This is a genomic window from Streptomyces sp. NBRC 110028, assembly GCF_001417735.1.
In the GTDB taxonomy this organism is placed as follows: domain Bacteria; phylum Actinomycetota; class Actinomycetes; order Streptomycetales; family Streptomycetaceae; genus Streptomyces.
In genome coordinates, this window is sequence record NZ_BBUZ01000023.1 from 369,829 (window position 1) to 391,746 (window position 21,918).

At 72.8% G+C, this 21,918-nt stretch carries 21 protein-coding genes; 8 read left to right on the forward strand and 13 right to left on the reverse strand.

The window, feature by feature from the left end:
- Positions 1 to 21 precede the first annotated feature (21 nt).
- The 3 genes from ASC60_RS06735 to ASC60_RS06745 form a co-directional block, all read right to left on the reverse strand.
- A complete protein-coding gene (locus ASC60_RS06735; RefSeq protein ID WP_079038229.1) occupies positions 22 to 897 on the reverse strand; it encodes a polysaccharide deacetylase family protein in 876 nt (291 codons plus the stop codon).
- The gene (locus tag ASC60_RS06740; protein WP_055547808.1) at positions 897 to 1,409 is read right to left on the reverse strand and encodes a GNAT family N-acetyltransferase; all 513 of its coding nucleotides are present in this window, start codon (positions 1,407 to 1,409) and stop codon (positions 897 to 899) included. The genes ASC60_RS06735 and ASC60_RS06740 overlap by 1 nt, the downstream gene beginning before the upstream one ends.
- 174 nt (positions 1,410 to 1,583) lie before the next feature.
- Positions 1,584 to 2,423, reverse strand: a complete 840-nt coding sequence (locus ASC60_RS06745; RefSeq protein ID WP_055547810.1) for an isocitrate lyase/phosphoenolpyruvate mutase family protein — start codon at positions 2,421 to 2,423, stop codon at positions 1,584 to 1,586.
- Between the two features lie 123 nt (positions 2,424 to 2,546).
- Between ASC60_RS06745 and ASC60_RS06750 the strand changes: the two genes are divergently transcribed.
- Entirely contained in the window at positions 2,547 to 3,071 is a 525-nt protein-coding gene (locus ASC60_RS06750) for a hypothetical protein (protein WP_055547812.1), read from the forward strand.
- A gap of 21 nt (positions 3,072 to 3,092) precedes the next feature.
- Here the strand turns inward: ASC60_RS06750 and ASC60_RS06755 are convergent, their stop codons facing one another.
- A complete protein-coding gene (locus ASC60_RS06755) occupies positions 3,093 to 4,202 on the reverse strand; it encodes a ferritin-like domain-containing protein (protein WP_055547814.1) in 1,110 nt (369 codons plus the stop codon).
- Between the two features lie 161 nt (positions 4,203 to 4,363).
- On the opposite strand from ASC60_RS06755, the gene ASC60_RS06760 reads away from it, so the two are divergent.
- The 4 genes from ASC60_RS06760 (at position 4,364) to ASC60_RS42070 (ending at position 7,921) form a co-directional block, all read left to right on the forward strand.
- Complete coding sequence (locus tag ASC60_RS06760; protein ID WP_055547816.1) at positions 4,364 to 5,290, forward strand: diiron oxygenase; 927 nt, start codon at positions 4,364 to 4,366, stop codon at positions 5,288 to 5,290.
- Between the two features lie 70 nt (positions 5,291 to 5,360).
- Positions 5,361 to 6,152 carry a TetR/AcrR family transcriptional regulator gene (locus ASC60_RS06765; RefSeq protein ID WP_234356827.1) on the forward strand — a complete coding sequence of 264 codons (792 nt, stop codon included), beginning with the start codon at positions 5,361 to 5,363 and terminating at the stop codon, positions 6,150 to 6,152.
- Between the two features lie 30 nt (positions 6,153 to 6,182).
- Positions 6,183 to 6,449, forward strand: a complete 267-nt coding sequence (locus ASC60_RS06770) for a hypothetical protein (RefSeq protein WP_055547818.1) — start codon at positions 6,183 to 6,185, stop codon at positions 6,447 to 6,449.
- A 161-nt stretch (positions 6,450 to 6,610) separates the two neighbouring features.
- A complete protein-coding gene (locus ASC60_RS42070; RefSeq protein ID WP_234356828.1) occupies positions 6,611 to 7,921 on the forward strand; it encodes an NlpC/P60 family protein in 1,311 nt (436 codons plus the stop codon).
- A gap of 166 nt (positions 7,922 to 8,087) precedes the next feature.
- On the opposite strand, the gene ASC60_RS06780 is transcribed toward ASC60_RS42070, so the two are convergent.
- From ASC60_RS06780 to ASC60_RS06800, 5 genes are all read right to left on the reverse strand, one after another.
- Entirely contained in the window at positions 8,088 to 9,389 is a 1,302-nt protein-coding gene (locus ASC60_RS06780) for a styrene monooxygenase/indole monooxygenase family protein (RefSeq protein ID WP_055547822.1), read from the reverse strand.
- A gap of 75 nt (positions 9,390 to 9,464) precedes the next feature.
- The gene (locus ASC60_RS06785; RefSeq protein ID WP_055547824.1) at positions 9,465 to 10,106 is read right to left on the reverse strand and encodes an ATP/GTP-binding protein; all 642 of its coding nucleotides are present in this window, start codon (positions 10,104 to 10,106) and stop codon (positions 9,465 to 9,467) included.
- Positions 10,107 to 10,110: 4 nt separating this feature from the next.
- Positions 10,111 to 10,512, reverse strand: a complete 402-nt coding sequence (locus tag ASC60_RS06790; protein WP_055547826.1) for a DUF742 domain-containing protein — start codon at positions 10,510 to 10,512, stop codon at positions 10,111 to 10,113.
- A complete protein-coding gene (locus tag ASC60_RS06795; RefSeq protein WP_055547828.1) occupies positions 10,509 to 10,994 on the reverse strand; it encodes a roadblock/LC7 domain-containing protein in 486 nt (161 codons plus the stop codon). The genes ASC60_RS06790 and ASC60_RS06795 overlap by 4 nt, the downstream gene beginning before the upstream one ends.
- Entirely contained in the window at positions 10,991 to 14,203 is a 3,213-nt protein-coding gene (locus tag ASC60_RS06800) for a nitrate- and nitrite sensing domain-containing protein (protein ID WP_055547830.1), read from the reverse strand. The genes ASC60_RS06795 and ASC60_RS06800 overlap by 4 nt, the downstream gene beginning before the upstream one ends.
- Positions 14,204 to 14,591: 388 nt before the next feature.
- Here ASC60_RS06800 and ASC60_RS06805 point away from each other — a divergent pair, with 388 nt between their 5' ends.
- Complete coding sequence (locus tag ASC60_RS06805) at positions 14,592 to 15,362, forward strand: protein phosphatase 2C domain-containing protein (protein WP_055547832.1); 771 nt, start codon at positions 14,592 to 14,594, stop codon at positions 15,360 to 15,362.
- A 137-nt stretch (positions 15,363 to 15,499) separates the two neighbouring features.
- Here ASC60_RS06805 and ASC60_RS06810 read toward each other — a convergent pair whose 3' ends face one another.
- Complete coding sequence (locus tag ASC60_RS06810; RefSeq protein WP_107097019.1) at positions 15,500 to 15,985, reverse strand: MarR family winged helix-turn-helix transcriptional regulator; 486 nt, start codon at positions 15,983 to 15,985, stop codon at positions 15,500 to 15,502.
- Positions 15,986 to 16,255: 270 nt separating this feature from the next.
- Between ASC60_RS06810 and ASC60_RS06815 the strand changes: the two genes are divergently transcribed.
- Positions 16,256 to 17,128 (forward strand): lysozyme, encoded by an 873-nt coding sequence (locus ASC60_RS06815; RefSeq protein WP_055547836.1) that lies wholly within the window; start codon positions 16,256 to 16,258, stop codon positions 17,126 to 17,128.
- A 96-nt stretch (positions 17,129 to 17,224) separates the two neighbouring features.
- Positions 17,225 to 17,803: a TetR/AcrR family transcriptional regulator gene (locus ASC60_RS06820; protein WP_055547838.1), complete on the forward strand. Its 579-nt coding sequence runs from the start codon at positions 17,225 to 17,227 to the stop codon at positions 17,801 to 17,803.
- Positions 17,804 to 17,881: 78 nt separating this feature from the next.
- Here ASC60_RS06820 and ASC60_RS06825 read toward each other — a convergent pair whose 3' ends face one another.
- From ASC60_RS06825 to lon, 3 genes are all read right to left on the reverse strand, one after another.
- The gene (locus tag ASC60_RS06825) at positions 17,882 to 18,433 is read right to left on the reverse strand and encodes an NAD(P)H-dependent oxidoreductase (RefSeq protein ID WP_055547840.1); all 552 of its coding nucleotides are present in this window, start codon (positions 18,431 to 18,433) and stop codon (positions 17,882 to 17,884) included.
- Between the two features lie 113 nt (positions 18,434 to 18,546).
- Complete coding sequence (locus ASC60_RS06830; protein WP_055547842.1) at positions 18,547 to 19,152, reverse strand: Uma2 family endonuclease; 606 nt, start codon at positions 19,150 to 19,152, stop codon at positions 18,547 to 18,549.
- Between the two features lie 134 nt (positions 19,153 to 19,286).
- Positions 19,287 to 21,695: an endopeptidase La gene (lon, locus tag ASC60_RS06835; RefSeq protein ID WP_055547845.1), complete on the reverse strand. Its 2,409-nt coding sequence runs from the start codon at positions 21,693 to 21,695 to the stop codon at positions 19,287 to 19,289.
- Positions 21,696 to 21,918: the final 223 nt, after the last annotated feature.

The window sequence follows — 21,918 nt, forward strand, 5'->3', positions numbered from 1 at the left end:
CCCGGAGCCGCGTCAGCCGCGTCAGATGACCCAGAGCCGCTGAAGTGTTCGGTAGTCGACCACGGCGATGCCCTCCTCTCGGAGGATGTCGCGCGCCCTCGATGAGGTCAGGAAGGCGTGGTCGGTGCTGCGCACCTGCCAGCCGCCGGGGTCGGCCGCCCGGGCGCCCGCGTCGTCCAGTCCCGGGTGTACGGCCCATTCGCTGAGCCCGGGCGGCAGGTCGCGCAACAGCCGGGCGTAGTGGTCGGCCTTGCCGTCGAGGCCGAGCGCGAAGCTGTCCAGGAACGGATGGTCGAGGGCGGGCAGTCCGCGCCGCCGCAGCGCGCGCCGCGCCGGGTCGAGCCAGATCCGTACCGCCAGGCCGTATTCGGCGGCCAGGGCGAGCGTCAGGTCGCGGATGTCCTCGCGGCCGCCGTCGGCCAGACAGTGCCAGTCCAGATGGGCGGGGGCGAGCCCGGCGTCCCGTACGGTCTCGATCTGGGCGCGGAACTCGCGCTCGACCTCCGCCGGGCGGGCCCGGGCCAGCAGTTCCGGTATCCCGGCGTGGTCGTACAGCTCCCCCGCCGCGTTCAGCAGCGACGGCACTCGCTCCGTCGGCGACAGCGGACCCCAGGGGATGCGGGGCAGGTCGCGGACGAGCGTGAGATGGACCCCGAACGGGATGTGCGGCCGCTCGCGCAGCAGTTGCATCGCGTGCGGCGCCGCCGGGCACGGCACCATCAGGCTGCACGACGCCGCGATGCCATGCTCGATGGCCTCGATGACCGCGGTGTTCACGGCCGGGTACATCCCGAAGTCGTCGGCGTTGACCAGGAGCGCGCGGGCGCCGGCGGCCAGGCCCAGCAGTTGGGTGGACGCGGCCCGGGGCGCGGGGTCCGCCGGCTCGGCGAGGTCCATCAGCGGGTCTCCCTGCGCATGCACACCCGTGGCCACCGGTCCAGCCCGTGCCCGGCCTCGCTGCGGCGGATCTCCCACAGCCCGGGGGTCAGTTCGTCCTCCGCCAGGGCCCGGAAGCCGCAGCGGGCCGCGTAGTAGGGGGCGTTCCACGCCACGTCCACGAAGGTGGTCAGGGTCAGCGCGGGTACGCCGTCGGCGGCGGCCCGCGCCGCGACGTGCTCGATCAGCGCCCGGCCCACCCCGCGGCGGGCGCTGTCCGGGTGCACCGAGATCTGCTCGATGTGCGTGTTCCCGTCGACGGGGTCGGTGATCACGTAGGCCACGGCCCGGTCCGTGCCGTCCACCGCCACCCAGGCGCGCCCGGCGCGCTGATAGCGCCCCAGTTCGGCCAGGGTCAGGGGCTCGTCATCGGCGATTTCGTCCATCCCGATGTCCCGGAAGCACCGTCCGGCGGCGCGCTCTATGTCCTGGAGTCGGGGAAGTTCCTCAAGGGTGCTCGTTCGAATCCGCACCCCACCATCATCCTCCGGTGCCGAGCGGTGTCCGAGCGCCGTCCGGGGCCCGACCGGAGACCGGTCGGGTGGTGCGTCAACTGCGCTGGTCAGCATGGGGCGTCGGGGCTCGGTGGCGGGGCCGGGGCGGTACTGGCCCGGCCGGTAGGGGCGTGGAGCGGCAGCGGTGGCGAGTCAGCCGAGGCGGTCGCGGGCGAACAGCTCGTTCAGCTCGCCCTGCGGGATCTGGGCCTCCGCGAACGTCAGCGTCCCGCGCTCCAGCAGCTCCCGGGCGCTGTCCCGTACGAAGCCCAGCGCGGCGCGCGCGATGCTGCCGCCGAGGCTGAGGCGGGCGACGCCGGCGGAGCGCAGGGCGTCGGCGGTGAGGCTGGTGGCGCCCAGGCCCATGACCACGTTGAGCGGGCCGTCGACCTCGGCGACCAGGGTGGTGATGCTCGCGAGGTCGTTGACGCCCGGTACGTAGAGGCAGTCCGCGCCCGCCTCCCGGTACCGGTTGGCGCGCCGGATCGCGTCGGCGAGGGGGGCCGGGGAGCCCAGCAGCAGGCCGTCGGTGCGGGCGGTGAGCACGAAGCCGCCGCCCGCGTCCGCGGCCTCGCGGGCGGCGGCGATCCGGGCGACGGCCAGCTCCTCGTCGTACAGCCGCCCGTCCGCGAAGTCCTCGATGTTGCCGCCCGCGAGGCCCGCGCCGACGGCCAGCCGGACGGTCTCGGCGACCACCTCGGGCTCCGCCCCGTACCCGTCCTCCAAGTCACCGTTGACGGGCAGGTCCACCGCCGCGGTGATCTGGTGGACGCGGTCGAACATCTCGGCCCGGGAGACCGCCTTGCCGCCCTCCGGGATGGTGTGGTCGGGCCTGCCCAGGGAGAACGCGATCCCGGCGCTGGTCGTCGCCAGCGCCTGGAACCCCGCCTCGGCCAGCACGATCGCGCTCCCGGCGTCCCAGGCGTTCGGCATCAGGAAGCCGGTGCGGTCGTCGTGGAGACGGCGGAAGGCGGCGGCGTGGCGGGTGACCATGGGACGGTTCCTCTCCGGCGGGACGGCTCGCGCTCGTGCTCGGCGTGCGCGTGCTCGGCGTGCTCGTGCACTGAGGGAACCACACCGCACCGACAACGCGTCGCAGCGATCATGAATGAGGATGTGCGGGATCTGATCGACGACTGGGATTCCATCCACCAGGGCTACTACCTGGGCGATGAGGAAGAGATCGACGCGGTGGTGACGCGGTGCGTGGACCGGCTCGAAGAGGCCCGCGCCACGCACGGCGCCGGCTCTCCCGAAGTGGCGTTTCCGGCCCTCGGCCTGGTGCTCATGCACGGCCATGTGATGTGGCATTCGGCCCCCGGCGTCGCGGACCGGGCCGCCGCCGCGCTGCGCGCCGTCGCGGCGGACGGGGCCGGAGCCCCCTGCGACCATGCGGGCCACCCGAGCGACCAGGGGCTGGGCATCGGGCCGTTGGAGGCCTTTCCCACGGCTCTTGAGCTGTTCGCAGACCCCGGCAGCGAGGACGTGTCCTGGGATGAACTCCACCAGTGGGCCGGCCCGGACGGGGACGAACTGCCGCTGTCCGAGCTGGAGCCCCACTGGCGCTGTCCCCGCACCGTCGCCGGATTCGCCTCGGCGGCCGCCGAAGCCATCCGTCCGGCCGCGTCGGCCGGCGCCTGATCCGGACGCGCCCCGGCCGCCTCAGTCGCCGGCCGCGCCCTGCGCGATGGCCGCCTCGACCTCCCCGGTCCGGGCGGCCTCCTCGGCGGCGAAGCGCTCGGCGTCCAGGCGCTGCGCCACCTCCTCGTCCTCGGTCATCAGCAGGTCCAGGTTGCTGTCGCCGAGCTCCAGGACGCCCATGTCGACGTAGGCGCGCTGCAGGCGTTCGCCCCACAGGCCGATGTCCTTCACGCACGGCACGATGCGGCTGAAGAGCAGCTTGCGGAACATGTGGAGGTACGGGGAGCGCTCGGCGTACTCCTCGGCCTCGGCCTTCGGGATGCCCAGGTTCTCCAGGACCTCGACGCCGCGCAGCCGGTCGCGCATGAGGTAGCAGCCCTCGATGACGAACTCCTCGCGCTCGCGCAGCTCCCCGTCGGTCAGGTCGCGGTAGTAGTCGCGCAGCGCCATCCGGCCGAACGCGACGTGGCGGGCCTCGTCCTGCATGACGTACGCGAGGAGCTGCTTCGGCAGCGGCTTGTCGGTGGTGTCGCGGATGAGGCCGAACGCGGCGAGGGCCAGGCCCTCGATGAGGACCTGCATGCCCAGGTAGGCCATGTCCCAGCGGGAGTCGCGGAGGGTGTCGCCGAGCAGCGCCTGGAGATGGTCGTTGATCGGGTAGACCATGCCGATCTTCTCGTGCAGGAAGCGGCCGTACAGCTCGGCGTGGCGGGCCTCGTCCATGGTCTGGGTGGCGGAGTAGAACTTGGCGTCGAGGTCGGGCGCCGATTCGACGATGCGGGCGGCACACACCATCGCGCCCTGTTCGCCGTGCAGGAACTGGCTGAACTGCCAGGAGGCGGCGTGGCGGCGCACCTCGGCCCGCTCCCGCCCGGACATCCGGTCCCAGTGGGGTGTGCCGTAGAGGGCCAGGGCCTCGTCGGGGGTGCCGAGCGGGTCGTACGGGTCGACTTCCAGGTCCCAGTCGATCCGCTTGGCCGCGTCCCACTGCTTGTCCTTGCCCTTCTGGTACAGGGCGAGCAGCCGGGCCCGGTGGTCGTCGTACTCCCAGGCGAACCGGGCGGCGCCGGCGGCGGGCACCTGCCACATCGGGTCGCCGGGATCCATGGCGTAGAGCTCCTGCGTCGACACGGCGTCTCCTTCGCCTCGCTGCGCTCCCCCGCTCGCGGCAGGCTCACACGGCCGTCGCACGAGGGTCAACAACCGGGCCCCAGGGGATTGACGGGCTTGCTGACACAGAGTCTCATAAGGGATGTCCAGCCGCGACCACTTCGACGAGGTGCCTTACAACCATGACGACCGCGACCGCATCAGGCGCGCCCCGGGACGCACTCGGGCTCCTCAAGGACCGGGAACGGGTGGCGGAGCGGCTGCTGCGGGCCTCCGCCCGGCACTCGTTCGACCCCGACACCGAACTGGACTGGGACGCGCCGTTCGAACCGGACAAGTGGTTCTGGCCGCCGGAGCTGGTCTCCCTCTACGACACCCCGATGTGGCGGCGGATGTCCGAGGAGCAGCGGATGCTGCTGGCGCGGCACGAGGCGGCGGCGCTGGCCTCGCTCGGCATCTGGTTCGAGATCATCCTGATCCAGCTGCTCACCCGGCACATCTACGACAAGCCCCCGACCAGCGCCCACGTCCGCTACGCGCTCACCGAAATCGCCGACGAGTGCCGCCACTCCAAGATGTTCGCGCGGCTGATCACCAAGGGCGGCACCCCCGCGTATCCGGTCACCCGGCTCCACCAGAACCTGGGCCGGTTCTTCAAGACGTTCTCCACCACGCCCGGTTCGTTCACCGCCACCCTGCTCGGCGAGGAGGTCCTGGACTGGATGCAGCGGCTGACGTTCCCCGATGAGCGCGTCCAGCCGCTGGTGCGCGGCGTGACCCGGATCCACGTGGTGGAGGAGGCGCGCCACGTGCGGTACGCCCGGGAGGAGCTGCGCCGCCAGATGGCGCGGGCGCCGCGCTGGGAGAAGGAGGTGACCCGCGTCGGCTCGGGCGAGTTCGCCCGGGTGTTCTCGCTCGCCTTCGTCAACCCCCAGGTGTACACGGACGTCGGCCTCGACCGGCGGGCGGCCGTGGCCCAGGTGCGGGCGAGCGGGCACCGCCGCGAGGTGATGCGCGGCGGCGCCCGGCGGCTGACCGAATTCCTCGACGACGTCGGGGTGCTGCGCGGTGTGGGCCGCAAACTGTGGCAGAGCAGCGGCCTGCTGTAGGGGGTGCCTTGCCCCCTCCGGCACCGGCCCGCCCCTCGCCACCTGCCCGGGTGCGGTTACGCTGCCAGGCATGACGACGACCAGTGGCACCGCCCCGGCGGACGCGGACCGGGCGGCCGCGGCGCCCCCGGCCACCGCGCGCCGCGGGGCGTACCGCAGGCTCAGCGTCGAGGCGCGGCGCGCCGAACTGATCACCGCCGCGCTCGGCCTGTTCGCCCACCGCGCGCCGGAGGACGTGTCGCTGGACGATGTCGCCTCGGCCGCCGGGGCCTCCCGCCCGCTCGTCTACCGCTACTTCCCCGGTGGCAAGCAGCAGTTGTACGAGGCGGCGCTGCGCAGCGCCGCCGACGAGCTGGAGGGGTGCTTCGAGGAGCCGCGGACCGGCCCGCTCAGTGCCCGGCTGGGCAACGTGCTGGACCGCTATCTCACCTTCGTGGACGAGCACGACGCGGGGTTCAGCGCGCTGCTGCACGGTGGCAGCGTGGTCGAGACCTCGCGGACGAGCGCCATCGTGGACGAGGTGCGGCGGGCCGCGGCCGAGGAGATCCTGCTGCACCTGACGGCGGAGGAGCCCGCCGAGAAGCCCGGCGCCCGGCTGCGGATGATGGTGCGCACCTGGATCACGGCGGTCGAGGCGGCCTCGCTGATCTGGCTGGACGAGAACAAGCAGCCGCCGGCCCGGGAGCTGCGGGACTGGCTGGTGGACCACTTCGTGGCGCTGCTGACCGCCACCGCGGCGACCGATCCGCAGGCGGCCCGGGCGATACGGGCGGCGCTCGCCGCGGAGCCCGCGCACGGCCCGGTGGGCGCGCTGGTGCGGCGCGTGGCGCCGGTGTTCGACGAGGCGCGGCACCTGCTGTGAAGCCCCGGACGCGGTGAGGGTGGTGGCGCGGTGAGGAGCGAGGAGACGCCGTTCGTCGGCGGGCCGCTGGACGGCCGGGTGCTGCCGGTGCTGGTCGGCGCCACGGGGCAGCCGCCGAAGACGTACGAGGTGCCGGTCCCGGACGAGGACGGCGGGCCGCCGGCCGTGTACGTCTACCGCCGCGTCCCGGCGGGCACCTCCCGGCGGCTGGGGCTGATCCGGGGGTGGGCTTACGCATACGACCCGGAGGGCAGGCCGGGCGGCGGGCCGAAGTGGCCGTGGTCCAAGCGGGGCTGAGCGGCGTGGCCGAAGGGCGTTCCATCGCCCGCGATCGCCCTCCGCACGGGTGACCGTATTGGGCCGACTTGCCCATCATTCCCCAGAAGATACGACTGTCACGCCGCGTTCCTGCTGAGGTGGTCGTCGGACCCCGTTTCCGCAGCCGGAGGTGTGAGCCCGTGTCAGGACGGATCGTAGGCTCGGTCTGCGCGGCAGCGATCACCGCCGCCGCCGCGCTCGTCCCGCCCGTCCCGGCGGCCACGGCCGCCCCCGCCCTCCCTTCCTCCCGGCCTGCCGACCGGTCAGTCGCCGGGCTGCTCACGCAGCTCAAGACGCTGTACCGGAAGGCGGAGGAGGCGACCGAGGCGTACAACGCGACCGAGGAGAAGCTGCGCAGACAGCGGACGAAGACCCGGGAGCTGACCGACGACCTCGCCCGCAGCCGCACCCACCTGGCCGCCAGCCGGGAGGACGCGGGGCGGCTGGCCCGCCAGCAGTACCAGGGCCACACCCAGCTCTCCGCGTACACCTTCCTGCTGACGCTGCTCACCCCGCATCCGGAGGACGCCGTCGACCAGGCGCGCGAGCTGGACCGGGCGGCGGGCCGGGAGGCCGCCGTGGTGGAGCGGCTGACCAAGGGCGAGCGGCACGCCGACGCCCTCGCCACCCGGGCCCGGGCCGCCCTGGACAAGCAGCTCTCGCTGAGCGCGAAGAAGAAGAAACAGCGCGACAAGGTCAAGAAGCGGCTCACGAAGATCGAGAAGATGCTCGCCTCACTGACCGCCCGCCAGATCACCCAGGTGGCGGAGAAGGAGCGCGAGGAGACCGAGAAGCGGCAGCGCAAGCTGCTCGCCTCCGGGGCGCTGGGCGGGGCCACCCGCCGGTCCCAGGGCGCCGCGGGCCCGCCGCCCCTCCCGGACCCCGGCCAGGACCAGAGCCAGAGCCAGAGCCAGGACCAGGGCACGCGCACGGGCACGGGCACCGGCACGGGCGGCGGTCAGGACACCGGCGGCGGTCAGGGCGCGGGCGCCGCTCAGCCCCCGGGCGGCCCGGACGGGGGCACGGGAGGCGGCACGGCCACCACCCCCGTGGCGCCGAAGACCCCCGGGCGGCTCCCGATGGCCTCGGCGTCGGCCGGGCAGCGGGCGCTGCGGTGGGCGCTCAACCAGATCGGCAAGCCGTATGTGTGGGGCGCCGAGGGGCCGAACGCCTTCGACTGCTCGGGGCTGACCTCCCAGGCGTGGGCGCACGCGGGCCGCACCATTCCGCGCACCAGCCAGGAGCAGTGGCGACGGCTGCCGAGGATCTCGCTCAGCCAGATCCGCCCCGGCGACCTGGTGATCTACAACAAGGGCGCGAGCCATGTGGCGATCTACGCGGGAGGCGGCCAGGTGGTGCAGGCGCCCCGGCCCGGCACCACGGTGCGGCTCTCCCCGCTGGCGTCCAATCCGGTGCAGGGCGTGGTCCGTCCGGGCCCGGCCCGGGGCTAGTGCCGCGTCAGTCAAGGTTTGCCCGGTAGCGAGGCGTCCTGGTGCGGTCAGATGCAAGGCGCCGGATCGGCCTCGTAGTGGGCCTACTCGGTCGATTCGGCAACGCCGCAGATGGCCGTGCCAGGGCGGCGAGCGGGGTGAACCTTGGCTGACGCGGCACTAGAGGTCAGGAGGCTTCGGCGTCCGCCTCGTCCGCCTCGTCCACCTCGTCCGGGGAGGTCAGGGAGGTCAGGGAGGCGAGATAGGCCGCCGCCTTCTGTGGTTCGTAGAAGAAGTCTTCGAAGTCGGCCGGGTCGTCGAAGCCGTTGGCGATCCGGTCGGCCACCGGTGGCAGGTCGCCGCCCGCGCCGAGCAGTTCCATGATGTGCCCGGGCGGCGGGGCCAGCATCGTGTTGGACCACTTGGTCACATGCCGGGCGGTCGCCCAGTAGCGGTCGAAGGTCTTCCGCATCCATGCCGCGTCGAACGGCCGGTCGCCGTGGGCGACGATGCTGTCCAGGTAGGAGGCGGCGCACTTGGCGGCCGAGTTGGAGCCCTGGCCGGTGATCGGGTCGTTGGCGACCACCACATCGCCGACGCCGAGCACCAGGCCGCCGCCGGGCAGCTCGCCGATCGGGTCGCGTACGGTCGGGGCGTACCGCCCGGCGAGCGTGCCGCCCGCGTCGGTCAGCTCGACCTTGGTGGCCCGCGCGTACTCCCAGGGAGTGAACCGCTCCATCAGCTCCAGCGTGGTGGCCAGGTGGTCGGACGGGTCGGTGATGCCGTGGAAGGCGTCGGCCGGGCCGCCCGGGACGGCTTCCCAGAAGAGGATGTCGGCGCGCCCGCTGATGGTGAGGGCCGGCATGACGAACAGCTCGCCGACGCCGGGGACCAGATTGCAGCGCACCGCCACGACGTCCGGGTGCTCGGGGCGCGGGCCGAGACCGTGCACATAGCTGACGGCCAGCGCACGCTGCGGGGTGTCGTACGGGGAGCGGGCGGCGTCGCGGCCGAAGAGCGCGACCAGTTCGCCCTTGCCTGCGGCCACCAGCACCAGATCGTGGCTCTGGGTGAAGAAGTCCAGGTCGGAGACGGCCACACCGTGGATGACCAGTCGGCCGCCGCGCTGTTCGAACAGCTCCATCCAGCCCGCCATCTTGATCCGCTGGTCGACGGACTGCGCGTACCCGCCGAGCCGGCCGACCCAGTTGATGGCGCGGGAATGGGGCCCCCGGGGCGTCGGCGGCCCGGCGACGGACATGCCGAGGCCCTCGATGCGCGGCGCCTGCTCGTCCCAGAAGTTGAGCTTCAGGTCGCGCTCGTGCTGGAGCGCGGTGTGGAACATGCATTGCGTGGACATGACGCGTCCGGAGCGGATCTCATCGGCGGTGCGGTTCGCCAGCAGGGTGACCTCGTAGCCCTCGGCCTGGAGGCCGAGGGCGAGCTGGAGGCCGGACTGACCGGCTCCGACGATGAGTATCTTCCGCATGAAGTGACTCTCTCTCAGGCTCAGGACAGGAAAAGGAACAGGGCATTCCATTCCGCGAGCGGAGCCGAGATTAGTTCACTCGGGCGAAACGTCAACGGCGTGACGTACCAGCGCCAGCAGCGCGTCCACCACCGTGACCCGCTGCCGGGCGTCCATCGTCACCACCGGCACCTTCGGCGATACCGAGAGCGCGTCCCGGACGTCCTCCGGGCCGTAGAGCGGGGTCCCCTCGAAATGGTTGACCGCCACCACATACGGCAGGCCGAGGCTTTCGAAGTAGTCCAGCGCCGGGAAGCTGTCCTCAAGGCGCCGGGTGTCGGCCATCACGACCGCCCCGATCGCCCCGCGCATCAGGTCGTCCCACATGAACCAGAACCGCTGCTGGCCCGGGGTGCCGAAGAGATAGAGCACCAGATCGGATTCGAGCGTGATCCGCCCGAAGTCCATCGCGACGGTCGTGGTCAGCTTCTCGGGCGTCGCGCCGAGGTCGTCCACGTCCTCGCTGGCCTGCGTCATCAGGGCCTCGGTCTGCAGCGGAGTGATCTCCGAGACCGAGCCCACGAACGTCGTCTTCCCGACGCCGAAACCCCCCGCTATCACTACCTTGGTGGCGATCGGCGCCCGTGAGCGGTCCGTCTGCCAGCTTTGGAGCCGTTCTTCGGCGCCGGGTATACCGGCGCCGGGTATCTCCGACACATGCGGCGGCGTCACCGTCATCGTCTCAGAGTCTGCGAAGTCCAACGAGCACCCTTTCGAGCAACGCGCGATCCGGCTGTCCGGGGCCCCGCCCGGTGCCGTACACACGGATCTTTCCCTGGTCGGCGAGGTCGCTGAGCAGGACGCGCACCACGCCCAGCGGAATCTTGAGCATCGCGGAGACCTCCGCGACCGAACGCATTCTGCGGCACAGCTCGATGATGGCCCGTATCTCCGGCGGCATCCGCGCGCCAGGCGTGTCCGGTGCCGGGTCCAGTGGCCCGTCCACCGGCCCGTCCGCGGGCTCCAGCGACGCCACGAACGTCTCCACGAGCAGCACGTGCCCCGAGCGGGTGCGGCCGCCGGTGAGCGAGTACGGACGCACCCGGGCCGGTCTGCGAGCGGCCCGGCCGGACCCTGCCGTCACTGCGCCGACTCCAGCGACCTCCGTAGTTCCGAACGCAGTTCGGGGGTGAGCACATGCCCGGCCCGGCCCACGAACAGCGCCATGTGGTACGCGATGACGGACATGTCGCAGTCCGGCGTGGCGTGCACCCCCAGCAGCGAACCGTCGCTGATCGACATGACGAAGAGGCTGCCCTCGTCCATCGCCACCACCGTCTGCTTGACGCCGCCGCCGTCCATCAGCTTCGCCGCGCCGAGCGTCAGGCTGCCCAGCCCCGACACGATCGTCGCGAGGTCCGCGGTGGAGCCCTTCGGGCCGTCCTGGGTCGCCGGGCCCGCGGGGGCGGCGGTGTGCCGCGCGTCGGAGGACAGCAGCAGCAGCCCATCGGACGAGACGACCGCCACCGAGCGGACGCCGGGCACCTCCTCGACCAGGCTCGACAGCAGCCAGTGCAGATTACGGGCCTGGGAACTCAACCCGTAGGTACTACTGGGCGCATTCACCCGCGTGCCTCCTCAACCGTGCCGCCCCCGTCCTGCGCCCCCGTTTGCGCCGTGCCACGCTGCCCGTCCGTTCCCCTCTGCCCGTCCGTGCCGCGCCGTCCGGCCGCGCCCCGTGCGGCGATCTCGGCCTCCACGTCCCGGCGGCCGTCCCGCGCACCGCGCTGAAACCCGCCCAGCCTACGCCGCAATTCCTCCGCGTTCACCGACCCGGTGCGCTCCTGCGGGTCGGGGTCGCGACGGGCCACGTTCCGCGGTGTCCGCTTGGGAAGTCCCTTGCCCGTGCGCGGCAGTTGGCCGGTCGCCTCCGGGGCGTGGGAGTGCTGGTCGGGGCCGATGGCGTACGGGTCGCGGGGCTGATGCCGCGGCTCCGTCGGCTCCGGCTCCTCCCACCGCTCCGGCCGCGGCCCGCCGGGACCGGCCGGGCCCCAGGCGTCCGCGCCCGCGGGCCGTACGGCGCGGCTGTCGAACGGCTGCTCGCCGCCCGGCACGGTCAGCTCCATCGTGCGCTCGACGACGGACCCGGCGGGGTCGGCGGGGCCGGCCGGCTCGTCGGCCATGAACGCCTTCGGGGTGCGCTTCGGCAGGACCGGCAGCTCCTCCCCCGCGCCGGGGATCCCCGCGCCGGGGGCCGGGTGTCCGCGCGGCGGCGTGGGCTCCATGAGGTACGGGTCCTCGTCCTCGGCGGCGCCCGCCCAGGCCTCGCCGGGGGCCGCCCACGACACCGCCTCGGGGCCCGCGTCCACGCCCGCGGCGGACGGCTCGCCGGGGGCCGGCTCCGGCTCGGGCTCTCGCTCCGTACGGTCCGCGTCGCCGGCGGCCGCCGCACGGCGCTGGCCCGGTACGGCCGGTGCGGGCGCGCCCTCCGCCTCGGCGGCCGGGGCGGGGGCGGACGGACGGCCGTGGGACGGGAGGGTGTTGCCGTTGGCCTCGGCCGCGGCGCCCGGGAAGCTCGGAAAGGCAGCCAGGCCGGTGCCGCCGAGCGCGCCGCCCGCGGCGGCCGGCGGGGCGGGCGGGAGTCCGGCGCCGGGCGGACCCGACGGGAGGATCTTGGTGGGCAGGACGACGATGGCGGCCACCCCGCCCGGCTGCTGCTCGCGCAGCGACACCCGTACGCCGTGCCGTGCGGCGAGCCGGGTCACCACGTACAGGCCGAGCCCCAGCGGATCGTCCGGCTGCGGGCCCTGGCAGTACTCGGGGACCGGGTCGGCGAGCCGCTCGTTCAGCTCCGTGAGCCGCTCGGGCGTCATGCCGATGCCCTCGTCCTGGACGGAGAGCATGACCTCGCCGCTTTCCAGCAGCCAGCCGGACACCTGCACCGCCGCGTCCGGCGGCGAGAACGTCGTGGCGTTCTCCAGCAGTTCGGCGATCAGATGGCTGACGCTGTCCGCGGCGAACCCGGCGACCTGGGCGTGCGGCGGCAGCGACTGGATGTGCACCCGGTCGTACCGCTCGACCTCGCTGATCGAGGCGCGCAGCACGTCCAGCAGCGGCACCGGGCCCGGGTGGTTCGCCTGGTGCTCGGAACCCGCGACGATCAGCAGGTTCTCACCGTAGCGGCGCATGCCGGTGGCGAGGTGGTCGAGCTGGAAGAGCGTTTCGAGGCGGTCGGGGTCCTGCTCCCGCTCCTCCATGGACTCGATGATCGCCAGTTGGCGTTCGATCAGCCCGAGGCTGCGCAGCGCCAGGTTGACGAAGCTGCTGTGGACCCGGGCGCGCAGCCCCTCCAGCCGGGTGGCGACCGCGTCCCGTTCGGCGCGCAGCTCGGCCGCCTCGTCCACGAGCCGCTGCCGCTCGCCGACCAGCCGGGCGCGGTCGCCGTCGAGCCGGGTCAGCCGCTCGTGGTGGCGCAGCGCGGCCTGGTGGAGTTCGTTGACCGCCCGTACGGCGTCGGCGAACTCGTCGTTGCGGCCCTTGTAGGCGATCGGCTCCTGGGCGGCCGGGTCGGCGGCGACCCGGCGGGCGCCGAGCCGCAGCGCGGCCAGCGGGCGGGTCATCGAGCGGGCGCTGTGGATGCTGGTGCCGAGGGCGAGCAGCAGACAGGCACCGGCCAGGGCGACGCTCACCTCAAGGGCGGTGACCTCGTCGTCGCGCAACTGCCCGAGCCGGGTGATCTCGGTGGAGGCGAGCGCGGACTCGGCCCCGCGCATCCGGTCGATGCGGGCGGTCAGCGCCGCTTCGAGGCGGCTCTTGTCGATGAACAGCTCCTGGCCGGAGAGCTGGGGCTGATCGGTGAGCCGGTCGAGGTAGCGCTCGGCGGCGGTGACCTCGGTGCCGTTGACGGTGCGGTCGTAGGCGTCGCGGGCGGAGGCCGGGGCGAGCTGGTGGAAGTCGGCGAGCGCGGACTGCTCGCGCACCCGGGTGCGCTGGGCGGCCGCGGTCAGCGGGGCCCGGCCGTCGCGGTCGGCGAGCGCGGCGAGCAGCAGCCCGCGGGTGGCGGACGCCTCCTCCACGGCGCGGCCGAGCGGTGCCAGCGCGGGGGCGGGGCCCGTGTCGGCGCCGGCCGGGAGCTTGCGGGCGAGGGTGTCGGCGACCCGGTTCAGCGCCTGGACGGCCTCGGTGTACGCGTCGAAGACGTCGAGGGACGAGCCCTTGCCGGTCAGGGCCTGCTGACGGATCTCGGGAAGGGTGCCCAAGCGCGCGGCGAGGGCGGCCGGGACCTCTCCGCGCACCTCGGCGACCTGCCGGTCGACGCGGGCGCGCTGGTCCTCGGAGACGCCACCGCCGTCGGTGGTGGTGCGGCCCGCGGCGACGAAGGCGATCATGGCGTCGCGTTCGTCGGCGAGGGAGTGCGCGAGGGCCACCGTGCCCCGGTTGGCCTCGGCGAGGTCGACCAGCTTCTGTGCCTCGGTGGCGTCGTCGAGGGCGCTGAGGACGGCGGGGGCACCGGCGGCGAGGACGGCGATGGAGACGAGGGCGACGGACGCGGTCAGCCGGTTCCGGACGCGCGCGGGGCGCCCCCGGGGCGGCTGCGGGGCCGGGGCTCCGGGCGGGGAGTCCGCGGCTAAGGAGACCCCGGCTGCCGACGAGGGTCCGGCTACCGGGGACCCGTCCGCCGGAGGGAGTCCGTCCGCCGACGAGGGCTCCGCCGGGGGAGGGGGCTCCGCCGCCGGGGGGAGCCCGCCGGTCAGCTGCTCATGCCCCTGCTCACGCTGATCGCGAGGCTCACTGATGTGCTCGCGCTTGGTGCCCCGAAGCCGCTTCTTCCGCACCGGTGCTCACCATCTTTTCTCGCCCGACCGCTGTGGTTCCAGACCGCTGTGGTGCCAGAGGTGACGACACATCAACTCCTGCGCTTCCCCACCTCCGGCGGGGATTCCGACCCTTCCAGGGACGACTCCGGGGCGGGTGCGCATCACCCACCCGGCCCACCCGAACGAGTGAACCGCATTGCGTAGTTGAGCACCAACTTTCGTCACGGACCATACCCGGCGGCCGAATTTCCCGGGCTGGAAAACGCTTGCCCGTCCTGGCAGGATGCGCATCCCCCTGCCCACCTTCCAGCGGACCTGTCCGCCCGCCTTCCGCGCACCTTCCGCGCACCTTATCCGGCCGCACCCGGAGCGGGAGCGGCCGGCGGCCGTCCGGCAGACTGACCGCATGCGCATCGAACTCGCGACCGCCCCCGGCGATCCGCGGCGCCCCAACGAGGACTACGCGTCCGTGGCCCTGCCCGCCTCCGGGCACGGCGGCGCCCTCGTGGTGCTGGATGGGGTGACCCCGCCCGAGGGCGACGCCGGATGCGCCCACGGCGTGCCCTGGTACACCGCCCGGCTCGGTGGCGCGCTGCTCGAACTGGCCGGTTCGCGGTGGGACACGGCCCTGGCCGACTGCCTCGCGTACGCGATCGCGCGTACCGCCGAGGCACATCGTTCAACTTGTGACCTTTCTCACCCCCTCACCCCGCAGGCGACCGTGGTCGCGGCGCGCTGGGACGCGGACCGGATCGAGTACCTGGTGCTCTCCGACTCCGTCCTGCTCATCGAGCGGACCGGGGGCGGGGTGACGGCCGTGCTCGACGACCGCATCGACCGGCTGCGCGCCGAGGGGCGGCGGGTCGCCCCGCTGCGCAACCTCGAAGGCGGCTTCTTCACCGCCGCGGCCGATCCGGCCGTCGCCGCCAAGGCGGTCACCGGCAGCCTGCCGCGTACGGAGGTACGGGCGCTGGCGGCCCTCACCGACGGGGCGTCGCGCTGGGTCGAGGTGTTCCGCGAGGGCAACTGGGACGCCTGCCTCGGGCTGCTGCGCAAGGAGGGGCCGCAGGCGCTGATCGACCGGGTGCGGGCGGCGGAGCACGCCGACCCGGACCAGGCGGCCTTCCCGCGGGGCAAGGCCCACGACGACGCGGCGGCCGTCCTCGTCGAGCCGTAGCCGGAGCCATAGCCGGAGCCGCCGAACTTCCGAACCGCGCGGGCCGGCACCGGCTCATCCGGGAGCCGGGTACCGCAGTCGCCACGTCCACGTCGCCGGATCGGCGCGGCTCGCCGATCCTGACGTACATGAGCGCCCTACTGGTCCCGCTCCGCGCGGGTCGTCTGCCCGGGTTCGTCGGCTTCCTGCGTGCTGTTCAGCCGGTGCAGCAGCCGCGCGAGTTCGGCGACTTCGCTGCGCTCCCAGGCGGCGAGCCGACGGGCGTACCGCGCGCGCCGCGCGATCCGGACCCGCCGGAAACGGGCCCGGCCCTCGTCCGTCAGCTGCACCAGGAAGGCCCGGCCGTCCGCCGGGTCGGGCGCCCGGGTCACCAGCCCGAGCCCTTCCAGGGCGCGCAGCTGACGGCTCATCGTCGCCTTGCCCACACCGATGTAGGCCGCGAGGTCCGTCGCACGCTGCTCCCCCGCGTCCTCCAGGCGCATCAGCAGCCCGTACGCGGCGGATTCCAGGTCGGGGTGGACCTCGCGGGCCAATTCGCCCGAGGAGGCGCGGGCGCGGCGGAGGAAGACCGCCAATTCCCGCTCCAGCGCCAGGAACGCATGGTCCACACCAATTCCGCCCACGGCGCCGCCCTCACCCTCCTCGGGGGGCGTTGCCCCGTTGTTGTGCACGTCAGAGCCCTCTCCGGGTTTTCACATCGTGAAAGTTTCTTGCACGCACGGCTGTTACCGCAGCTCCATCAGTATTTCGCAGGATTAGACCAACGGCAGCCCGCCCCAGCCCTTCCCCGTCGCTATCTACGCCCGTAGCGTCATTCGTGACATGGCCATTCCAATATCACCCCCGACCGCATGTCTTCCCCGCTCCCCCCACCGAGGCTTCGGAGGCACGCCATGCCTGTGCACAGACCCGGCCCCACCCGGCGCACCCCCAGCGCGCTGATCGGCCTGCTCGCCGCCCTCCTCACCACTCTCCTCACCGCGGCCTTCGCCCTGTCCGGCCCCGCGTCCGCCGACGACGACCCGGCCGTGGACGGCGGTACGAAGGCCATCCCCCACCCCGAGGACGACTGGGCGGGCTCACAGATCCTCAAGCACGAGGGCGGCTCCACGACCGGCGAACCGCCGTCCGATCTGCTCGCCACCGTAGAAGGCGTGGACGTCAGCAGCCACCAGGGCAACGTCGCCTGGTCGACCCTCTGGAGCAGCGGGGTCAAGTTCGCCTACGTCAAGGCGACCGAGGGCACCAGCTACACCAACCCGTACTTCGCCCAGCAGTACAACGGCTCGTACGACGTCGGCATGATCCGTGGCGCGTACCACTTCGCCCTGCCGGACAACTCCTCGGGCGCCGCCCAGGCCAACTACTTCGTCGACCACGGCGGCGGCTGGTCCAAGGACGGCAAGACACTGCCGGGCGCGCTGGACATGGAGTACAACCCCTACGGCGCCACCTGCTACGGCAAGAGCGCCGCCGCGATGGTCAGCTGGATCAAGGACTTCACCAGCACCTACAAGGAGCGCACCGGCCGCGACCCGGTCATCTACACCTCCACCAGCTGGTGGAAGAGCTGCACCGGCAACTCCAGCGCCTTCGGCGCCGTCAACCCGCTGTGGATCCCGCGCTACGGCTCCTCCGTCGGTGAGCTGCCGGCGGGCTGGGGCTTCCACACCATCTGGCAGTACACCTCCTCCGGCCCGACGGTCGGCGACCACAACCTGTTCAACGGCGCGCAGGACCGGCTGAAGGCGCTCGCCAACGGCTGAGCCGCCACTTGCCCCGCGGTGCCCCTTCGCCCTCCAGTGCACGGACCGGTCTGTCTGTACGCTGGAGGGCACCGGCACCACCCGAGGAGCATGACCATGAGCGGCACCCGGCCCTCCGCCCGCGACCGGATCCTGTCCACCGCGACCGAGCTGTTCGACGCCCATGGCGTACGGGGTGTCGGGGTGGACCGGATCATCGCCGAGTCGGGCGTGGCCAAGGCGACGCTGTACTCCCACTTCCGCTGCAAGGACGAACTCGTCCAGGCCTATCTGCGCTCGACGGACACCCACTGGCGCGGGGCGCTGACCGCGGCCGCCGAGGCGGCCGGGCCCGATCCGCGCGACCAGCTCACCGGGCTCTTCGACGCGCTGGTCGCGGCGACCGTACGGGACGGCTTCCGTGGCTGCGCGTTCGTCAGGACCGGGAGCGAGTCGAAGCCGGGAACGGACACGCACGCCGCGACGGCCGAGCACAAGCGGGCCGTACGTGACTGGCTGACCGGGCTCGCCCGGGCGGCCGGGGCCGCCGACCCCGCGCGGCTCGCCCTCCAGATCTCGCTCCTCATCGACGGCGCGATGGCCTCGGCGGCGCTGGACCCCCGGCCGGAGTTCGCGAAGGCGGCCCGGGAGGCGGCGCGGACGCTGGTCGCACAGGCGTGCCCGGCGCGGGTGTAGCGCCCCGGACACGGGAGAAGGGCCCGGACACGGGAGAAGGGCCCGGCCGCGAGCGGCCGGGCCCTTGCCGTGGGTCTGTTACGCGAGGGCGAGGTCACGCTCCCGCGGCATCCCGGCCGCGAGAGCCGCGCGGTAACGCTCCTGGTGCGCGGCGAGCGCCGCGTCGTCCAGCCCGTGCGTGCCGTGGACGACGAACGGCTCCTCGTAGGCCATGCCCGTGATGTTCGCGGTCGCGTCGAAGGGCCTGAGCAGCTCGGTGACCGTGAAGCGGTTGAACCCGTCGGGCCGGTACACCTCCTCCGACGCACCCGCCGTGGTGGCGACCCGCAGCGCCTTGCCCCGCAGCGAGGTGCCGTTCGAGCCGTACGCGAAGCCGCGCAGGAACACCTCGTCCAGCCACTTCTTCAGCAGCGGCGGCGCCGAGTACCAGTAGAAGGGGAACTGGAGCACGATCCGGTCGTGCTCCAGGAGGAGCCGCTGCTCCCGCTCGACATCGACGAGCAGATCCGGGTAGGCGGCGTACAGGTCGTGGAGCGTCACGCCGTCCACCGGCCGGGCGGCCTCGGCGAGGGCGGCGTTGACGCGGGAGGCGGCGAGGTCGGGGTGGGCGAGGACGACGAGGGTGCGCACGGCTTTCCTCCGCGAGGCGACACAGGGGGCGGCATGCGAGGCATGCGAACAGACAGGTCTGTCTGGTTCAGCGCCCACGCTACCAGACAGACCTGTCTGGAAGCCAAGGGCGTTCAGTCGCGGGGGAACTCGTCGGTCTTGAGCGTCAGCCCCACGACGGTGTCGGTCAGATCGAGTTCCCTGCCGAAGGACGCGGACAACTCGGTGAGGTAGTCGCCGTCCTTGGGCTCGGTGAAGACGTGACACCGGCCGGCGTACGCGTCGACGATCAGGTAGACGGGCACCTCGGCCGCCGCGTAGGCCAGCTTCTTCGGTCCGTAGTCGTTCGCGGCCGTGCCCTTCGAGATCACCTCGGCGACGAACTCGACGTCCTGGCAGCGCCACAGACCCTTGGAGTCCATGGCCGCGCCCTTCGCGATCAGGGTCACGTCGGTCGCGAAGCCGTTCAGGTGGCCGGGGTAATCGATACGGACATCCGACTTGATCCGCCTGCGCGGGTATTCCGTCCGCAGCTGCTCGATGATGTCCAGGATGATGTCCCAGTGGGTGTCCCGCTGCGGCGACATGAAGATGTGTCCCTCGACGATCTCGACCTTGATTCCCTCGGGGACGGGCATCTGCTCGAGCCACTCGAACATCATGTCCAAGGTCCGCTCGTCGCCGCTGTCGGCCATCTCGATCCTGTCAGTGTCGATCTGGTCAATCTCCATGACGGTCACCGTGCCGCTCCTCCCCGCCGCACACCGAACGTATGCAGCCGGTTCGTCCAACGATACGCACGGCCGACAGGTCACGCGTGGCCCGGAACCCCGTTCGACACGGGGTTCCGGGCCACGGTCACCGGCGGCGTCCGTCACGCCGCCACCGGGACCTCCGGGGCGCTCGCCGAGGCGGGCTGGAGGGCCAGTTCCAGGACCTGGCGGACGTCCGAGACGGGGTGGACGTCGAGCTTCTCCAGGACCTCGGCCGGCACGTCGTCCAGATCCGGCTCGTTCCGCTTGGGGATGATCACGGTGGTCACCCCGGCCCGGTGCGCCGCCAGCAGCTTCTGCTTGACGCCGCCGATCGGCAGCACCCGCCCGGTCAGCGAGACCTCGCCCGTCATCGCCACGTCCGGCCGCACCTGGCGGCCCGACAGCAGCGAGGCCAGGGCGGTGGTCATGGTGATGCCCGCGCTCGGTCCGTCCTTGGGCACCGCACCGGCCGGTACGTGGAGGTGGATGCCGCGTTCCTTGAGGTCGCCGACCGGCAGCTCCAGCTCCGCGCCGTGGGAGCGCAGGAACGACAGGGCGATCTGGGCGGACTCCTTCATGACGTCGCCCAGCTGACCGGTGAGGGTCAGCCCCGCGCCGCCCGTCTCGGCGTCCGCGAGCGACGCCTCCACGTACAGCACGTCGCCGCCCGCGCCCGTCACCGCCAGCCCGGTCGCCACGCCCGGTACGGCGGTGCGGCGCTCGGCCGGGTCCTGCGCGGACTCCGGGGTGTGGTGGGGCCGCCCGATCAGCGGACGCAACTCCTCCACACCGACCTCGAACGGCAGCTCGCGCGTCCCCAGCTCGTGCTGGGCCGCGACCTTGCGCAGCAGCCGCGCGATGGAGCGCTCCAGGGTCCGTACGCCCGCCTCCCGGGTGTACTCCCCGGCGAGCTTGCGCAGCGCCTCGTCCGTCACCGCGACCTCGCCCGGCTCCAGACCGGAGCGCTCCAGCTGCCGGGGCAGCAGGTGGTCGCGGGCGATGGTGACCTTCTCGTCCTCGGTGTACCCGTCCAGCCGCACCAGCTCCATGCGGTCCAGCAGCGCCTCCGGGATGGCCTCCAGGACGTTGGCCGTGGCCAGGAAGACCACGTCGGACAGGTCGAGTTCGACCTCCAGGTAGTGGTCCCGGAAGGTGTGGTTCTGCGCCGGGTCCAGGACCTCCAGCAGGGCGGCCGCCGGGTCGCCGCGGTAGTCGGAGCCGACCTTGTCGACCTCGTCCAGGAGGACCACCGGGTTCATCGAGCCCGCCTCCTTGATGGCCCGTACGACCCGGCCGGGCAGCGCGCCCACGTACGTACGCCGGTGGCCGCGGATCTCCGCCTCGTCACGGACGCCGCCCAGCGCGACCCGGACGAACTTCCGCCCCATCGCGCGGGCCACGCTCTCACCCAGGCTGGTCTTCCCGACGCCGGGCGGGCCGACGAGCGCCAGCACGGCCCCGCCGCGCCGGCCGCCCACGATCCCGAGGCCGCGGTCGGTGCGGCGCTTGCGCACCGCCAGGTACTCGGTGATCCGCTCCTTCACGTCCTCCAGGCCCGCGTGGTCGGCGTCCAGCACCGCCTTGGCGCCCTGGATGTCGTACGCGTCCTCGGTGCGCTCGTTCCACGGCAGCTCCAGGACGGTGTCCAGCCAGGTGCGGATCCAGCTGCCCTCGGGGCTCTGGTCGCTGGCCCGCTCCAGCTTGTCGACCTCCTTCAGCGCCGCCTCGCGCACCTTCTCGGGCAGCTCGGCGGCCTCGACCCGGGCCCGGTAGTCGTCGGACTCGTCCTCGGGATCGCCGTTCAGCCCGGCCAGCTCCTTGCGCACGGCCTCCAGCTGCCGCCGCAGCAGGAACTCCCGCTGCTGCTTGTCCACACCCTCCTGGACGTCCTTGGCGATCGACTCCGCCACGTCCTGCTCGGCGAGGTGCTCGCTCAGCCAGGTGACGGCCAGCTTGAGCCGGGCCACCGGGTCGGTGGTCTCCAGCAGCTCCACCCGCTGGGCGACGCTGAGGAAGGGCGAGTAACCGGAGTTGTCGGCCAGCTGCGAGACATCGTCGATCTGCTGCACCCGGTCCACGACCTGCCAGGCACCGCGCTTGCGCAGCCAGCTGGTGGCCAGCGCCTTGTACTCCTTCATCAGCTCGGTGACGGCACCGGGCAGCGGATCGGGCACGATCTCCTCGACCGTGGTGCCCTCGATCCACAGCGCGGCCCCGGGCCCGGTCGTCCCGGCCCCGACCCGCACGCGCCGCACCCCACGGATGAGCGCCCCGGGATCACCGTCGGACAGCCGGCCCACCTGCTCGACGGTGCCGAGCGTGCCGATGCCCGCGTACGTCCCGTCGACACGCGGCACCAGCAGCACCCGTGGTTTCCCGCCATCGGACCGAGCGGCGGCCTGCGCGGCCTCCACCGCGGCCCGTACGTCGGTATCGGAAAGGTCCAGCGGCACCACCATGCCGGGCAGCACTACCTCGTCATCGAGAGGCAACACGGGCAGGGTGAGCGGTGTGGACAGCGAAGCCATGATCTCCCCTTCGGCAGGCAAGTTGAGCTATGCAGACTCAATGCCCGTGAGCCCCCAGGTGTTCCCGACCCGGTGTTCGCTGTGAGCGATCAGGTGCCGGCGCACACCAGCGCGTCTGTCTGACGGCGGGACGCGCGCCGGGCGGCTGGCGGGCGGTCTGGGCCTGGTCGGTGCAGCCGGGTCCGGAGCGGGCGGCATGGTGGACGGCGGGCGTGTTGTTCGC

Excerpts from the sequence above, each read along its gene's own strand:
- ASC60_RS06735 (WP_079038229.1), bottom strand. The coding sequence starts at position 897 with ATGGACCTCGCCGAGCCGGCGGACCCCGCGCCCCGGGCCGCGTCCACC.
- ASC60_RS06745 (WP_055547810.1), bottom strand. The coding sequence starts at position 2,423 with ATGGTCACCCGCCACGCCGCCGCCTTCCGCCGTCTCCACGACGACCGC.
- ASC60_RS06760 (WP_055547816.1), top strand. The coding sequence starts at position 4,364 with ATGACGACCGCGACCGCATCAGGCGCGCCCCGGGACGCACTCGGGCTC.
- ASC60_RS06765 (WP_234356827.1), top strand. The coding sequence starts at position 5,361 with ATGACGACGACCAGTGGCACCGCCCCGGCGGACGCGGACCGGGCGGCC.
- ASC60_RS06780 (WP_055547822.1), bottom strand. The coding sequence starts at position 9,389 with ATGCGGAAGATACTCATCGTCGGAGCCGGTCAGTCCGGCCTCCAGCTC.
- ASC60_RS06785 (WP_055547824.1), bottom strand. The coding sequence starts at position 10,106 with ATGACGGTGACGCCGCCGCATGTGTCGGAGATACCCGGCGCCGGTATA.
- ASC60_RS06805 (WP_055547832.1), top strand. The coding sequence starts at position 14,592 with ATGCGCATCGAACTCGCGACCGCCCCCGGCGATCCGCGGCGCCCCAAC.
- ASC60_RS06815 (WP_055547836.1), top strand. The coding sequence starts at position 16,256 with ATGCCTGTGCACAGACCCGGCCCCACCCGGCGCACCCCCAGCGCGCTG.
- ASC60_RS06820 (WP_055547838.1), top strand. The coding sequence starts at position 17,225 with ATGAGCGGCACCCGGCCCTCCGCCCGCGACCGGATCCTGTCCACCGCG.
- lon (WP_055547845.1), bottom strand. The coding sequence starts at position 21,695 with ATGGCTTCGCTGTCCACACCGCTCACCCTGCCCGTGTTGCCTCTCGAT.